13 protein-coding genes and 1 other annotated feature are annotated in these 15036 nt (G+C 55.9%); of the genes, 10 read left to right on the top strand and 3 right to left on the bottom strand.

The window, feature by feature from the left end:
• Window positions 1-289: 289 nt before the first annotated feature.
• The 6 genes from CWR52_RS08870 to CWR52_RS08840 all read left to right on the top strand — a co-directional run bounded on the left by CWR52_RS08870 (window position 290) and on the right by CWR52_RS08840 (window position 6572).
• On the top strand, window positions 290-976 hold the full coding sequence (locus CWR52_RS08870) for a tRNA/rRNA methyltransferase (protein WP_104949429.1): 687 nt from the start codon (window positions 290-292) through the stop codon (window positions 974-976).
• 211 nt (window positions 977-1187) lie between these two features.
• Window positions 1188-1256: a thr operon leader peptide gene (gene thrL, locus CWR52_RS08865; protein ID WP_015572623.1), complete on the top strand. Its 69-nt coding sequence runs from the start codon at window positions 1188-1190 to the stop codon at window positions 1254-1256.
• Window positions 1195-1312: a sequence feature (Thr leader region), on the top strand. Its footprint overlaps the gene before it by 62 nt.
• Before the next feature lie 24 nt (window positions 1313-1336).
• Window positions 1337-3799 (top strand): bifunctional aspartate kinase/homoserine dehydrogenase I, encoded by a 2463-nt coding sequence (thrA, locus tag CWR52_RS08860; RefSeq protein ID WP_104949428.1) that lies wholly within the window; start codon window positions 1337-1339, stop codon window positions 3797-3799.
• A 1-nt stretch (window position 3800) separates the two neighbouring features.
• Entirely contained in the window at window positions 3801-4730 is a 930-nt protein-coding gene (gene thrB, locus CWR52_RS08855; RefSeq protein ID WP_045907756.1) for a homoserine kinase, read from the top strand.
• 3 nt (window positions 4731-4733) lie between these two features.
• Window positions 4734-6020 (top strand): threonine synthase, encoded by a 1287-nt coding sequence (gene thrC / locus CWR52_RS08850; protein ID WP_104949427.1) that lies wholly within the window; start codon window positions 4734-4736, stop codon window positions 6018-6020.
• Window positions 6021-6269: 249 nt separating this feature from the next.
• Entirely contained in the window at window positions 6270-6572 is a 303-nt protein-coding gene (locus tag CWR52_RS08840; protein ID WP_104949426.1) for a DUF2502 domain-containing protein, read from the top strand.
• Window positions 6573-6604: 32 nt separating this feature from the next.
• On the opposite strand, the gene yaaA is transcribed toward CWR52_RS08840, so the two are convergent.
• Window positions 6605-7378 carry a peroxide stress protein YaaA gene (gene yaaA / locus CWR52_RS08835; RefSeq protein WP_023334456.1) on the bottom strand — a complete coding sequence of 258 codons (774 nt, stop codon included), beginning with the start codon at window positions 7376-7378 and terminating at the stop codon, window positions 6605-6607.
• A gap of 66 nt (window positions 7379-7444) precedes the next feature.
• Window positions 7445-8875, bottom strand: coding sequence for an alanine/glycine:cation symporter family protein (locus tag CWR52_RS08830; protein WP_104949425.1), 1431 nt, complete (start codon window positions 8873-8875; stop codon window positions 7445-7447).
• Window positions 8876-9137: 262 nt separating this feature from the next.
• Here CWR52_RS08830 and tal point away from each other — a divergent pair, with 262 nt between their 5' ends.
• The 3 genes from tal (at window position 9138) to CWR52_RS08815 (ending at window position 12234) form a co-directional block, all read left to right on the top strand.
• Window positions 9138-10091 carry a transaldolase gene (gene tal, locus CWR52_RS08825; RefSeq protein WP_104949424.1) on the top strand — a complete coding sequence of 318 codons (954 nt, stop codon included), beginning with the start codon at window positions 9138-9140 and terminating at the stop codon, window positions 10089-10091.
• A 110-nt stretch (window positions 10092-10201) separates the two neighbouring features.
• Window positions 10202-10789, top strand: coding sequence for a molybdopterin adenylyltransferase (mog, locus tag CWR52_RS08820; protein ID WP_008502044.1), 588 nt, complete (start codon window positions 10202-10204; stop codon window positions 10787-10789).
• A gap of 122 nt (window positions 10790-10911) precedes the next feature.
• Window positions 10912-12234, top strand: a complete 1323-nt coding sequence (locus CWR52_RS08815; protein ID WP_048028554.1) for an MFS transporter — start codon at window positions 10912-10914, stop codon at window positions 12232-12234.
• Here CWR52_RS08815 and satP read toward each other — a convergent pair.
• Window positions 12211-12777, bottom strand: a complete 567-nt coding sequence (gene satP, locus CWR52_RS08810) for an acetate uptake transporter (protein WP_104949423.1) — start codon at window positions 12775-12777, stop codon at window positions 12211-12213. The genes CWR52_RS08815 and satP overlap by 24 nt on opposite strands.
• A 296-nt stretch (window positions 12778-13073) precedes the next feature.
• On the opposite strand from satP, the gene dnaK reads away from it, so the two are divergent.
• A complete protein-coding gene (dnaK, locus tag CWR52_RS08805; protein WP_045907761.1) occupies window positions 13074-14987 on the top strand; it encodes a molecular chaperone DnaK in 1914 nt (637 codons plus the stop codon).
• The last annotated feature ends 49 nt before the right edge of the window (window positions 14988-15036 follow it).

Genomic DNA, 15036 nt, shown 5'->3' with positions numbered 1-15036 from the left:
TTTGTCACAATTTTTCAATAAACCAACTAGTTGCGGACATTGATTTATAAACGAAGCGAATCCAATCAGAATAGGGTATTCATGTCGCTATTATCATTATAAAACATAAGGATAATAGTGTTCTGTTAACATTCTAACTGATTGTTCAGACACAGAATAGTTTAGCGTTTTTAATTTGTTATGAAACGCTATTTCGGTGATTTGTGTTGCAATTTTGTAAATTCGCGCTGCGTAATATGTTGAAGTGCATCACATTTTTACCGGCTAACTGATTAAAAAGAGAGCATAAATGCATCTGTCGATTGTACTGGTTGCCCCAGCCAGAGCAGAAAATATAGGCGCAGCGGCGCGTGCCATGAAGACCATGGGTTTTACCGATTTGCGTATTGTGGACAGCATGGTCCATCTGGAGCCAGCCGCCCGTTGGGTGGCGCACGGATCGGGAGATATTCTCGATAATATAACCACTTACGCTACGCTTGCCGATGCGCTGCACGATATTTCGTTTACCGTCGCAACCACGGCGCGCAGCCGGGCGAAGTTCCACTACTACGCCACTCCTGCCGAACTGGTGCCGATGCTCAGCGAGAAAAGCCAGTGGCTGGATAAAGCGGCGCTGGTGTTTGGGCGCGAAGATTCCGGATTAACCAATGAAGAGCTGGAACTGGCGGACGTGCTGACGGGGGCACCGATGGTCGCGGATTATCCGTCCCTCAATTTAGGCCAGGCGGTTATGGTGTATTGCTATCAATTAGCATCTTTAATACAAATTCCCCCGTCGCAAAATACAGGAACCGATGAAAATCAGCTTGCCGCACTTCGCGCGCGCGTAGAAAACCTGCTCGTGCATCTGGGAGTGGCGGACGATCAAAAAATGGCTGACTGGCTGCAGCAGCGTTTGGGGCGTCTTGAGCAGCGGGACACCGCCATGCTGCACCGTTTGCTGCACGATATTGAAAAAAAATTGGCCGAGTAAAACACTGCCATACGTTTTTACTATGGCGAATAAGTCTGTCTGGATGGGTTGCACATGGGGGAATCGGATGAAAATAAATCTGCACACAGCGGGACGTGAGAGTCTCCCGAATTGTGATCAAATTAAAAATTCGTTGACTTAAGGTGCCCGATCCTTTAACCCTAAAAGAATACAGCACAGACAGATAATAATGACAGAGTACACAACATCCATGAAACGCATCAGCATCACCACCATTACCACAACCATCATCATTACCACAGGTAACGATGCGGGCTGACGCGTACAGGAAAAACAGAAAAAAGCCCGCACCTGAACAGTGCGGGCTTTTTTTTCGGCTAAAGGAAACGAGGTAGAACCATGCGAGTGTTGAAGTTCGGCGGTACATCAGTGGCAAATGCAGAACGTTTTCTGCGTGTTGCCAATATCCTGGAAAGCAACGCCAGGCAGGGGCAGGTTGCGACCGTGCTCTCTGCCCCGGCAAAAATCACGAACCATCTGGTGGCGATGATTGAAAAAACCATCGGTGGCCAGGATGCACTCCCGAACATCAGCGACGCAGAGCGTATCTTTGCTGACTTACTGCAAGGGCTGGCAGAGGCGCTGCCCGGCTTCCCGCACGCTCAGCTGAAGTCCTTCGTAGAGCAGGAATTCGCGCAAATTAAACACGTCCTGCACGGCATCAGCCTCCTCGGCCAGTGCCCGGACAGCATCAACGCAGCGCTGATTTGTCGCGGCGAAAAACTCTCTATCGCCATCATGGCCGGCGTGCTGGAAGCGCGCGGCCATAGCGTGACCGTGATCGATCCCGTTGAAAAACTGCTGGCGGTGGGCCACTACCTCGAATCTACCGTTGATATTGCCGAATCAACCCGCCGTATCGCTGCCAGCAAAATCCCGTCTGACCACATGATCCTGATGGCTGGCTTTACTGCCGGGAACGAGAAGGGCGAGCTGGTGGTGCTGGGCCGTAACGGCTCCGACTACTCCGCCGCCGTGCTGGCTGCCTGCTTACGCGCGGACTGTTGTGAGATCTGGACTGACGTCGACGGCGTCTATACCTGCGACCCGCGCCAGGTACCGGACGCCAGGCTGCTGAAGTCGATGTCGTACCAGGAAGCGATGGAGCTTTCCTACTTCGGCGCCAAAGTGCTTCACCCGCGTACCATCTCCCCGATTGCCCAGTTCCAGATCCCTTGCCTGATTAAAAATACCGGTAACCCGCAGGCGCCGGGTACGCTGATTGGCGCGAGCACCGATGAGGACGGTCTGCCGGTGAAAGGCATCTCCAACCTCAACAACATGGCGATGTTCAGCGTCTCCGGTCCGGGGATGAAAGGGATGGTCGGCATGGCGGCGCGCGTGTTTGCGGCCATGTCCCGCAACGGTATTTCGGTGGTGCTGATCACCCAGTCCTCTTCCGAATACAGCATCAGCTTCTGCGTGCCGCAGGCTGACTGCCTGCGCGCCCGCCGCGCGCTGGAGGAAGAGTTCTATCTGGAGCTGAAAGAAGAGCTGCTGGAGCCGCTCGCGATTCAGGAGCGCCTGGCAATCATCTCCGTGGTGGGCGACGGTATGCGCACGCTACGCGGTATCTCCGCCAAATTCTTTGCCGCGCTGGCGCGCGCCAATATCAATATCGTGGCGATTGCCCAGGGCTCGTCAGAGCGTTCTATCTCAGTGGTGGTGGATAACGACGATGCCACCACCGGCGTTCGCGTGGTTCACCAGATGCTGTTCAACACCGATCAGGTCATCGAGCTGTTCCTGATTGGCGTGGGTGGCGTGGGCGGCGCGCTCCTGGAGCAGGTGAAGCGCCAGCAGGCGTGGCTGAAGAAGAAACACATCGACCTGCGCGTCTGCGGGATTGCGAATTCCAAAGCGCTGCTGACCAACGTCCACGGCCTGAACCTGGAAAACTGGCAGGCCGAGATGAAGGAGGCAAAAGAGCCGTTCAACCTGGGCCGCCTGATCCGTCTGGTAAAAGAGTATCACCTGCTTAACCCGGTCATCGTCGATTGCACTTCGAACCAGGCGGTGGCCGACCAGTACGCGGACTTCCTGCGTGAAGGTTTCCACGTGGTGACGCCGAACAAAAAGGCCAACACCTCGTCGATGGATTACTATCACCAGCTGCGTCTGGCGGCGAGCAAGTCGCGCCGCAAGTTCCTGTACGACACCAACGTGGGGGCGGGCCTGCCGGTTATCGAGAACCTGCAGAACCTGCTTAACGCGGGCGACGAACTGCAGCGTTTCTCCGGCATTCTCTCCGGCTCGCTGTCGTTTATCTTCGGCAAGCTGGATGAGGGGATGAGCCTGTCGGAAGCTACCCGCGCCGCGCGCGAGCTGGGCTATACCGAGCCGGATCCGCGTGACGACCTTTCCGGTATGGACGTGGCGCGCAAGCTGCTGATCCTCGCCCGCGAAACGGGCCGTGAGCTTGAGCTTTCCGATATCGTGATTGAACCGGTCCTGCCGGCAGAATTTGACAGCAGCGGTGATGTTGGCGCTTTTATGGCCAGGCTGCCGCAGCTTGACGACGCGTTTGCCGCGCGCGTTGCAAAAGCCCGTGATGAAGGTAAGGTATTGCGCTATGTTGGCAACATTGAAGAAGATGGCGTGTGCCGGGTGAAGATTGCCGAAGTGGATGGCAACGACCCGCTGTACAAAGTCAAAAACGGCGAAAACGCCCTCGCGTTTTACAGCCACTATTATCAGCCACTGCCGCTGGTGCTTCGCGGCTATGGCGCAGGGAACGATGTTACGGCGGCGGGTGTGTTTGCCGATCTGCTGCGTACCCTGTCATGGAAGTTAGGAGTTTAACATGGTCAAAGTTTATGCCCCGGCTTCCAGCGCGAATATGAGCGTCGGATTTGACGTGCTGGGTGCGGCGGTGACGCCGGTGGATGGTTCGCTGCTGGGTGATACGGTGACGGTGGAAGCGGCAGACAGCTTCAGCCTGAACAACGTGGGCCGCTTCGCCAGCAAACTGCCGTCTGAGCCGCGCGAAAATATCGTCTATCAGTGCTGGGAACGCTTCTGTCAGGAGATCGGCAAAAACGTGCCGGTCGCCATGACGCTGGAAAAAAGTATGCCGATCGGCTCGGGTCTGGGGTCCAGCGCCTGTTCGGTGGTCGCCGCGCTGGTAGCAATGAACGAGCACTGTGGCAAGCCGCTGAACAACAATCGCCTGCTGGGCTTAATGGGCGAGCTGGAAGGGCGTATCTCCGGCAGCATTCACTATGACAACGTGGCACCGTGCTTCCTCGGCGGCATGCAGTTGATGATCGAAGAAAATGGCATCATCAGCCAGCAGGTGCCAGGGTTTGATGAGTGGCTGTGGGTGCTGGCCTATCCGGGTATCAAGGTTTCAACCGCGGAAGCGCGTGCGATCCTGCCCGCGCAGTATCGTCGTCAGGACTGTATTGCCCACGGGCGTCATCTGGCGGGCTTTATCCACGCCTGCTACACCCGCCAGCCGCAGCTGGCGGCCAAACTGATGAAGGACGTCATTGCCGAGCCGTACCGCACGAAGCTGCTGCCCGGCTTTAACGAGGCGCGACAAGCCTCGATGGATATCGGCGCGCAGGCATGCGGCATCTCCGGCTCCGGCCCGACGCTGTTCGCCCTGTGCGACAAGGCAGACACTGCGCAGCGCGTGGCGGACTGGCTCTCTAAACACTACCTGCAAAATCAGGAAGGCTTTGTTCATATTTGCCGTCTGGACACGGCTGGCGCACGAGTACTGGGATAATCAATGAAACTCTATAACCTTAAAGATCATAACGAGCAGGTCAGCTTCGCGCAGGCGGTGACTCAGGGACTGGGCAAAAATCAGGGGCTGTTTTTCCCTCATGACCTGCCGGAATTCCAACTGACCGATATTGATGACCTGCTGAAGCAGGATTTTGTCACCCGCAGCACCAAAATTCTGTCCGCGTTTATCGGCGATGAAATTCCGCAGGAGCTACTGGAAGAGCGCGTACGCGCGGCATTCGCGTTCCCGGCGCCGGTTCAGCAGGTTGAGCCTGACGTCGGCTGTCTGGAGCTGTTCCACGGCCCGACGCTGGCGTTCAAAGACTTCGGCGGCCGCTTTATGGCGCAGATGCTGACCCACATCAGCGGCGACAAGCCGGTGACCATCCTGACCGCAACCTCCGGCGATACCGGCGCGGCGGTAGCCCACGCGTTCTACGGCCTGAAAAACGTCCGCGTGGTGATCCTCTATCCGAAAGGTAAAATCAGCCCGCTGCAGGAGAAATTGTTCTGCACCCTCGGCGGCAACATTGAAACCGTGGCAATTGACGGTGATTTCGATGCCTGCCAGGCGCTGGTCAAGCAGGCCTTCGACGACGAAGAGCTGAAGGTGGCGCTGGGTCTGAACTCCGCCAACTCCATCAACATCAGCCGTCTGCTGGCGCAGATCTGCTACTACTTCGAAGCGGTGGCGCAACTGCCGCAGGAAGCGCGCAACCAGCTGGTGATCTCCGTGCCGAGCGGTAACTTCGGTGACCTGACGGCGGGCCTGCTGGCGAAATCCCTGGGTCTGCCGGTGAAACGCTTTATCGCCGCCACCAACGCCAACGACACCGTGCCGCGCTTCCTGAAAGACGGGAAGTGGGCGCCGAACGCCACGCAGGCGACCCTCTCTAACGCAATGGATGTATCACAGCCAAACAACTGGCCGCGCGTGGAAGAGCTGTTCCGCCGTAAGATCTGGCGTCTGGGCGACCTGGGCTATGCCGCGGTGACGGACGAGACCACCAAATCCACCATGCGCGAGCTGAAGGCGGTGGGGTATACCTCTGAACCGCACGCGGCGATTGCCTACCGTGCGCTGCGCGACCAGCTTAATCCGGGTGAATACGGCCTGTTCCTGGGAACCGCACATCCGGCGAAGTTCAAAGAGAGCGTGGAGGCGATTCTGGGCGAAACGCTGCCGCTACCAAAAGAGCTGGCCGAGCGTGCCGACCTGCCGCTGCTGTCTCATGAGCTGCCGGCAGACTTTGCCGCGCTGCGTAAGCTGATGATGACGCGTGCGTGATTGTGTTGCCCGGTGGCGGCTTCGCCTTACCGGGCCTACAAAGACGAACAAACCTTAGGCCGGGTAAGCGCAGCGCCACCCGGCTTTTTTTATGGAGAAATTAAGGAGAAAAATAGCAGGGAAAAAGCAGAAATTCCCAATAAATGCGGTCACTTAGCGTTTAGGATTGCAGAGAATAACATCCCCCGTTCCCCTCGCGTACTCTCCTTACATCGGCCCACGTTGGGCAAAGATAATAAGGAGTCACCGATGTCTATACTGAAACCTGTGCTGATTGCGCTTTCACTGATGCTGGTCGCTCCCATGGCGGTACAGGCATCCGAAATCACCCTCGTGCCCGCGGTCAAACTGCAGATTGGCGACCGGGATAATAACGGGCATTACTGGGACGGCGGCCGCTGGCGTGACCACGACTGGTGGAAGGCGCATTATGACTGGCGCGATAACCACTGGCGTCCCCATGATGAGCATCGTAAACATGACGATCGCCATGATGACCATCACCACGATGACCACCGTGACGATCGTGGTCCGGACTGGAAACACCACTAATGCAAAACCCCGCCAGCCGGCGGGGTTTGTTTTTACTGCTCGTGGCGCTTAAACACCAGCTCGCCTTTCCCCGACGACGACTCGTCAAAGAAATAGCCTTCGCTGTTGAAGGCGGTCAGCTGCTCCGGCTTCGTCAGGCGGTTCTGGATGATGTAGCGGCTCATCAGGCCGCGCGCTTTCTTGGCGTAGAAGCTGATCACTTTGAACTTGCCGTTCTTCTCGTCGAGGAACACCGGTTTGATAATCTCCGCATCCAGCTTTTTCGGCTTCACCGACTTGTAGTACTCATCGGATGCCAGGTTAATCACCACGTTATCGCCCTGGGCGCGCAGCGCCGCGTTCAGCTTGTCGGTAATGATATCGCCCCAGAAATGGTACAGGTCTTTGCCTTTGGCATTCTCCAGACGAATCCCCATCTCCAGACGATAGGGCTGCATCAGATCCAGCGGGCGCAGTACGCCGTACAGGCCCGACAGCATGCGCAGATGCTGCTGGGCAAAATCGAAATCGGCTTCGCTAAAATCTTCCGCCTGCAGGCCGGTATACACGTCGCCTTTAAATGCCAGAATCGCCTGACGAGCGTTGGCAGGGGTGAAATCCGGATGCCATTCATGAAAGCGGGTCGCGTTAAGGTCTGCCAGCTTGTCGCTGATGCTCATCAGCGAGGCGATTTGCGGCGCAGAGAGCTTACGCGCTTCGCGGATCAGCTGTTGCGAATAGTCCAGCAGTTCAGGCTGGGTATAGCGCTCGGTGGCGAGCGGGCTCTGGTAGTCGAGCGTTTTTGCAGGTGAAATCAGAATCAGCATATCCAGTCCTTGCAGGAAATTTAGAGCGACTTTAGCAAAAAATCGCCCCGAATTGATCGATAGCTGTTATTGCCGCGGCAAATCATCCCACGTGCCGGGGGCAAGCTGCGCCTTAATATCGGGATAGCGGGCGGGATCAAATACCGGCGGAACACCCAGTTTGCGCTGACGAAGATAGTCTCTGGCAATCAGGGTCACCACGGGCGAGAGCAGCAGGATTGCCGTGAGGTTAGTGATCGCCATCAGCGCCATAATGATATCGGCCAGCTGCCAGACCAGCGGCATACTGAGCAGGGAGCCTGCTATCACCATCAGGACGACCCCGAGACGCAGGGTTCCGATTGCAGCGCGGGAGTCGAGCTTCAGGAAAATAAGGTTATTTTCGGCGTAGAGGTAATTCACCACTATCGAGCTGAAGGCAAACAAGATCAGAATGAGCGAGACAAACCCTGCACCCCAGCCGCCGGTCAGGTTCACCAGCGCCTGCTGGAGAAGCTGTATCCCGGCGGTTCCTGAGGAATGTGGGACGGGGCCTGCCAGCAGCAAAATCATGGCGCTGGCGGAACAGATGATAATGGTATCGGTAAAGACGCCAATCATCTGCACAATGCCTTGTGCGGCCGGGTGCGGCGGCCAGGAAGAGGCGGCGGCTGCCGCGTTGGGGGTTGACCCCATACCGGCTTCATTGGAGAACATTCCCCGTTGAAAACCCGCCATCAGCGCCTGGCTGAAGGTGTAGCCCAGCACCCCGGAGGCCACCTCGCGCCAGCCAAAGGCGCTTTTGACGATGGTGGCAATCACGCCCGGCACCTGGTCGAGATGCAGTGCGGCAACGAACAGGCTCGCGGCAACCCAGAGCAGCGCCATAATGGGCACCAGCCACTGCATCAGGCGGGCGATGCCCTTAAGACCGGCAGAAATGGTGAGCAGAACGATGAGGGCTAAAGCAATACCGGCGACCCACTCCGGGCAGGAGAAGGCGTAGCTCAGGGCATTGGCGACAGAATTTGCCTGGACGGTATTAAAAATGAGGCCGTACGCGAGCAGCAAAAAAACCGAGAACAGGACGCCCATCCAGCGCATCCCCAGGCCACGCGCCATGTACCAGGCAGGACCACCGCGAAACTGGCCGTGTTTATCTTTCTCTTTATAGAGTTGTGCAAGCGAACTTTCGGCAAAGGAGGTGGCCATTCCGAGAAGCGCCGTCACCCACATCCAGAAGACCGCGCCCGGCCCACCGGCGCTGATGGCCAGCGCAACGCCCGCCAGATTGCCGCTGCCGAGACGCGCCGCCAGGCTGGTACAGAGCGCCTGGAACGACGTTAATCCACCCGGCTGCGGCGTAACGCTGTTTTTCAGACTTCTGCCAAACTTGCGAATATAGCGAAACTGGATAAACCCACTGCGTAGCGTAAACCAAATACCTGCTCCCAGAAGCAGGTAAATCATTATCGAACCCCAGAGGACTTCGTTAATAAAGAAAAAGAAATCAGGCATTAACGTCCCTCTTGTTGATGCCAATGTGAATATGTAAGCGCTACCACTGATTGGGCATGCTGTTGCTTAGCAGCCTGTTAATATTTCCAGTTTATCATACTCTGCCTAAGCGCACTGTCTGCGGTTGCGCTACCCCTCCGTCGTGTTATCATCAGGGCAGACCGGTTACATCCCCCTAACAAGTAAACCTGTCATTTTTCCGCTGCAGGCATGCTGTCGGTAGCGTGAATTATCCAGGGCACGTTAAAAGAGAAACACTATCATGACGGATAAATTGACCTCCCTTCGTCAGTTCACCACTGTCGTAGCTGACACCGGAGATATCGCGGCAATGAAGCTGTACCAGCCGCAGGATGCCACAACCAACCCTTCTCTGATCCTTAACGCCGCACAGATCCCTGAGTATCGCAAACTGATTGACGACGCAGTGACCTGGGCGAAAGCGCAGAGCAATGACCGCGCGCAGCAGATTGTGGATGCCACTGACAAACTGGCAGTGAACATCGGTCTGGAGATCCTGAAACTGGTTCCTGGCCGTATCTCTACCGAAGTGGATGCGCGTCTCTCCTACGACACCGAAGCGTCTATCGCCAAAGCGAAACGTCTGATCAAAATGTACAACGACGCGGGCATCAGCAACGACCGTATCCTGATCAAACTGGCTTCTACCTGGCAGGGTATTCGCGCGGCAGAGCAGCTGGAAAAAGACGGTATCAACTGTAACCTGACCCTGCTGTTCTCCTTCGCGCAGGCGCGTGCTTGTGCAGAAGCGGGCGTATACCTGATTTCTCCGTTCGTAGGCCGTATTTTGGACTGGTACAAAGCCAACACCGATAAGAAAGAGTACGCACCGGCTGAAGATCCAGGCGTGATTTCTGTGACTGAAATCTACGAATACTACAAACAGCATGGCTATGAGACTGTGGTTATGGGCGCAAGCTTCCGTAACGTCGGTGAAATCATTGAGCTGGCTGGCTGTGACCGCCTGACCATCGCGCCTGCGCTGCTGAAAGAGCTGGCAGAAAGCGAAGGTACCCTGGAGCGTAAACTGTCCTACACTGGTGAAGTGAAAGCACGCCCAGAGCGCATCACTGAATCCGAGTTCCTGTGGCAGCACAACCAGGATCCAATGGCGGTAGACAAGCTGGCGGACGGTATCCGTAAGTTTGCTGTTGACCAGGGCAAACTGGAAAAAATGATCGGCGACCTGCTGTAATCATTCTGCGTGACCGGGCTCCCGGTCACGCGACTTCTTTCGTCCCCTGTCTGAATCCCCTCTCTGCGTGTATCATTCCCTTTAATCAGTACTCTTTGAATGGAATGGATATGAATACCTTACGCATCGGCTTAGTGTCGATTTCTGACCGCGCTTCCAGCGGTGTTTACCAGGATAAAGGCATCCCCGCTCTGGAAGCGTGGCTGGCCAGTGCACTGACTACCCCGTTTGAGATCCAGACTCGCCTGATTCCCGACGAACAGCCGATCATCGAGCAGACCCTGTGTGAGCTGGTGGATGAGATGAGCTGTCACCTGGTGTTAACCACCGGCGGAACCGGCCCCGCGCGCCGCGACGTGACGCCGGACGCGACGCTGGCGATTGCCGATCGTGAAATGCCTGGCTTCGGCGAACAGATGCGCCAGATCAGTCTACACTTTGTTCCGACGGCCATTCTTTCCCGCCAGGTGGGGGTGATCCGCAAGCAGGCGTTGATCCTGAACCTGCCGGGCCAGCCGAAGTCGATCAAAGAGACCCTGGAAGGGCTTAAAGCGGAAGACGGCAGCGTCATCGTTCACGGCATCTTTGCAAGTGTACCGTATTGTATACAGTTGCTTGACGGCCCGTATGTCGAAACCGATGAGAAAGTGGTAGCAGCTTTTCGTCCTAAAAACGCGCGTCGCGAAACAATCTCCTGAAATTAATCAATATGTGACATAAGCTGAAGCGGCGATAGCGTGGTAACGGTTTTACGGTATAGTAATTTTTTCTTTACGACCGCTGTAAAAATAAATCCACAATATATGCATAATGGTTCGCTATGTCACATAACACCCGACCTCTGAATCGACAGGATTACAAAACCCTCACGCTCGCGGCCTTAGGCGGCGCGCTGGAGTTTTACGATTTCATTATCTTCGTCTTCTTCGCTGCCGTGGTGGGGGAGCTCTTCTTCCCGGCAGATATCCCGGAGTGGCTGCGTCAGGTGCAAACCTTCGGCATTTTTGCCGCCGGGTATCTGGCGCGTCCGCTGGGCGGCATTATCATGGCCCACTTTGGCGATCTGGTCGGCCGTAAGAAGATGTTTACCCTTAGCATCCTGCTGATGGCAGTACCCACGCTGGCCATTGGTCTGCTGCCCACCTATGCCTCGATGGGCATTCTCGCGCCGTTGCTGCTGTTGCTGATGCGCGTCCTGCAGGGGGCGGCGATTGGCGGTGAAGTGCCGGGCGCGTGGGTGTTTGTCGCGGAGCATGTGCCGGCGCGCCGCATTGGTATCGCCTGCGGAACCTTAACGGCGGGTTTAACGGTCGGGATCCTGCTCGGCTCGGTGGTCGCAACCATTGTGAATACCAGCATGACGCAGCAGGCCGTGCACGACTGGGGCTGGCGTATTCCGTTCCTGCTGGGCGGGGCGTTTGGTCTGGTCGCGATGTACCTGCGCCGCTGGCTGCAGGAGACCCCCATTTTCCTCGAAATGCAGCAGCGTAAAGCGCTGGCGCAGGAGCTGCCGGTGAAGGCGGTCGTGGTACGCCATAAAAAAGCGGTGGTGGTATCGATGCTGCTCACCTGGCTGCTCTCGGCGGGCATTGTGGTGGTGATATTGATGTCCCCAGTCTGGCTGCAAAAGCAGTACGGTTTCGCCCCTGCCGTGACGCTACAGGCAAACAGTATCGCGACAATCATGCTTTGCTTTGGCTGTCTGGCCGCCGGGCTGGCGGCAGATCGTTTCGGTGCCAGCGTTACCTTTATTGTCGGCAGCCTGCTACTGGCCGCTTCAAGCTGGGCGTTTTACCATCTGGCAGGCAGCCATCCTGAACAGTTGTTCCTGCTGTACGGCGTGGTAGGGCTGTGCGTGGGCGTTGTCGGGGCGGTACCGTACGTGATGGTGCGCGCGTTCCCGCCAGAGGTTCGCTTCACCGGGATTTCGTTTTCCTACAACGTGTCGTATGCCATTTTCGGCGGGCTGACGCCGATTGCGGTGACGGTCCTGATGGGCGTGTCTCCCATGGCTCCGGCCTGGTACGTGCTGGCGCTGTCGGTGATGGGGCTGGGGTTAGGGATTTGGCTGGGGCAGAAGAAGGGATGTCGTGCCCGCGAGGCGGACACGACAGAAGGATCAGTGTTTTTCACCAATAGGTAGCACGGTGCGGTCAAACTGCTCGTTCAGCACTTCACCCATTGCCAGGTAGATAGCGCTTGCGCCGCAAACCAGACCAATCCAGCCTGCAACATGAACGATGCCTTCGTTATCCACGAGGTGACCAATCGCCAGCAGGGCGAACAGGACGGTCAGGCTCAGGAAGACGAACTGCAGCATGCGGTTGCCTTTCAGGGTACCGAAGAACATGAACAGGGTGAAGATGCCCCACAGGCCCAGATAAACGCCCAGGAAGTGGGCGTTTGCCGCCTCTGCCATGCCCATTTTAGGCAGCAGCAGAATGGCAACCAGGGTCAGCCAGAAAGAACCGTAAGAGGTGAAGGCGGTTAAGCCGAAGGTGTTGCCTTTCTTATATTCCAGCAGGCCCGCGAAGATTTGCGCGATACCGCCGTAAAAAATGCCCATCGCCAGGATGATGCCATCCATCGGGAACATCCCGATATTGTGCAGGTTCAGCAGAATAGTGGTCATGCCAAAACCCATCAGGCCCAGCGGAGCCGGATTAGCCAACTTAGTGTTGCCCATAAGTCCTCAAAAAAATCATCATTAATATGGTGAAATGGTTAAACCCGCGTCAGTTCTCCCTGACGGGGCGCGGCATCATAATGGGCGCAATCGATGGCGTCTATGATCTCATCAGGGTGAAATTAAAATTTTTTTTATCGTTCCCCCTTGATGGATGACGTTGCGACCCCATCTTGTAGTCAACCGCAGTGTGTGGACCTGAAAAAAATCAAATCAGGGCAGTTGAAAAAGCACGTTCTGCCCTTATTACAGGTACACAACCACATGTTGACTGAATTTTTAGTGGAGACGTTTAGATGGGTAAAATTATTGGTATCGACCTGGGTACTACCAACTCTTGTGTAGCGATTATGGATGGCACTACTGCACGCGTGCTGGAGAACGCCGAGGGCGATCGCACCACGCCTTCTATCATTGCTTATACCCAGGATGGTGAAACTCTGGTTGGTCAGCCGGCTAAACGTCAGGCAGTGACAAACCCGCAAAACACGCTGTTTGCGATTAAACGCCTGATCGGTCGCCGCTTCCAGGACGAAGAAGTTCAGCGTGACGTTTCCATCATGCCTTACAAAATCATCGCAGCAGATAACGGCGATGCATGGCTTGATGTGAAAGGCACCAAAACGGCACCACCGCAGATCTCTGCTGAAGTGCTGAAAAAAATGAAGAAAACCGCTGAAGATTACCTGGGTGAGCCAGTAACTGAAGCTGTTATCACCGTTCCGGCCTACTTCAACGATGCTCAGCGTCAGGCAACCAAAGATGCTGGCCGTATCGCAGGTCTGGAAGTAAAACGTATCATCAACGAACCAACCGCGGCTGCACTGGCTTACGGTCTGGATAAAGAAGTTGGCAACCGTACTATCGCGGTTTACGACCTGGGTGGTGGTACCTTCGATATCTCTATTATCGAAATCGACGAAGTTGACGGCGAAAAAACCTTCGAAGTTCTGGCAACCAACGGTGATACCCACCTGGGTGGTGAAGACTTCGATACCCGTCTGATCAACTACCTCGTTGACGAGTTCAAGAAAGATCAGGGCATTGACCTGCGTAACGACCCGCTGGCGATGCAGCGCCTGAAAGAAGCCGCTGAGAAAGCGAAGATCGAGTTGTCTTCCGCTCAGCAGACCGACGTGAACCTGCCGTACATCACCGCAGACGCGACCGGTCCTAAACACATGAACATCAAAGTGACCCGTGCGAAACTGGAAAGCCTGGTAGAAGACCTGGTGAACCGTTCTATCGAGCCGCTGAAAGTTGCTCTGCAGGACGCTGGCCTGTCCGTGTCTGATATCAACGACGTTATCCTCGTTGGTGGCCAGACCCGTATGCCAATGGTGCAGAAGAAAGTGGCTGAGTTCTTCGGTAAAGAGCCACGTAAAGACGTTAACCCGGACGAAGCGGTGGCAATTGGTGCTGCGGTTCAGGGTGGCGTACTGACCGGTGAAGTGAAAGACGTACTGCTGCTGGACGTTACCCCGCTGTCTCTGGGGATCGAAACCATGGGCGGTGTGATGACTGCGCTCATCAACAAAAACACCACCATCCCAACCAAGCACAGCCAGGTGTTCTCTACCGCTGAAGACAACCAGTCTGCGGTAACCATCCATGTGCTGCAGGGTGAGCGTAAGCGTGCGGCGGATAACAAATCTCTGGGTCAGTTCAACCTGGACGGTATTAACCCGGCACCGCGCGGCATGCCGCAGATCGAAGTCACCTTCGACATCGATGCTGACGGTATCCTGCACGTGTCTGCGAAAGACAAAAACAGCGGTAAAGAGCAGAAGATCACCATCAAGGCATCTTCTGGCCTGAACGAAGCAGAAATCGAAAAAATGGTTCGCGATGCCGAAGCTAACGCGGAATCCGACCGTAAGTTCGAAGAGCTGGTTCAGACCCGTAACCAGGGTGACCATCTGCTGCACAGCACCCGTAAGCAGGTTGAAGAAGCCGGCGATAAGCTGCCAGCGGAAGACAAAACTGCTATCGAAGCTGCACTGAGCGCACTGGAAACGTCTCTGAAAGGCGAAGACAAAGCGGACATCGAAGCGAAGATGCAGGAGCTGGCACAGGCTTCCCAGAAGCTGATGGAAATTGCTCAGCAGCAGCACGCACAGCAGCAGGCGGGCGCTGACGCTTCGGCGAACAACGCGAAAGACGACGACGTTGTCGACGCTGAGTTCGAAGAAGTTAAAGACAAAAAATAATCGCCCTGATGCAGGGTAATTAATCGGCACGGGCGTAGGAGAACTCTCC

The organism is Enterobacter sp. SGAir0187, assembly GCF_002952735.2.
GTDB lineage: Bacteria > Pseudomonadota > Gammaproteobacteria > Enterobacterales > Enterobacteriaceae > Enterobacter > Enterobacter quasiroggenkampii.
This window is presented reverse-complemented; position numbering and strand designations above follow the sequence as displayed.

Bases quoted from the DNA above. Each gene is read 5' to 3' on its own strand.
- thrA (WP_104949428.1), top strand. From the start codon at position 1,337: ATGCGAGTGTTGAAGTTCGGCGGTACATCAGTGGCAAATGCAGAACGT.
- satP (WP_104949423.1), bottom strand. From the start codon at position 12,777: ATGGGCAACACTAAGTTGGCTAATCCGGCTCCGCTGGGCCTGATGGGT.
- CWR52_RS08840 (WP_104949426.1), top strand. From the start codon at position 6,270: ATGTCTATACTGAAACCTGTGCTGATTGCGCTTTCACTGATGCTGGTC.
- yaaA (WP_023334456.1), bottom strand. From the start codon at position 7,378: ATGCTGATTCTGATTTCACCTGCAAAAACGCTCGACTACCAGAGCCCG.
- CWR52_RS08870 (WP_104949429.1), top strand. From the start codon at position 290: ATGCATCTGTCGATTGTACTGGTTGCCCCAGCCAGAGCAGAAAATATA.
- dnaK (WP_045907761.1), top strand. From the start codon at position 13,074: ATGGGTAAAATTATTGGTATCGACCTGGGTACTACCAACTCTTGTGTA.
- tal (WP_104949424.1), top strand. From the start codon at position 9,138: ATGACGGATAAATTGACCTCCCTTCGTCAGTTCACCACTGTCGTAGCT.
- thrB (WP_045907756.1), top strand. From the start codon at position 3,801: ATGGTCAAAGTTTATGCCCCGGCTTCCAGCGCGAATATGAGCGTCGGA.
- thrC (WP_104949427.1), top strand. From the start codon at position 4,734: ATGAAACTCTATAACCTTAAAGATCATAACGAGCAGGTCAGCTTCGCG.
- CWR52_RS08830 (WP_104949425.1), bottom strand. From the start codon at position 8,875: ATGCCTGATTTCTTTTTCTTTATTAACGAAGTCCTCTGGGGTTCGATA.
- mog (WP_008502044.1), top strand. From the start codon at position 10,202: ATGAATACCTTACGCATCGGCTTAGTGTCGATTTCTGACCGCGCTTCC.
- CWR52_RS08815 (WP_048028554.1), top strand. From the start codon at position 10,912: ATGTCACATAACACCCGACCTCTGAATCGACAGGATTACAAAACCCTC.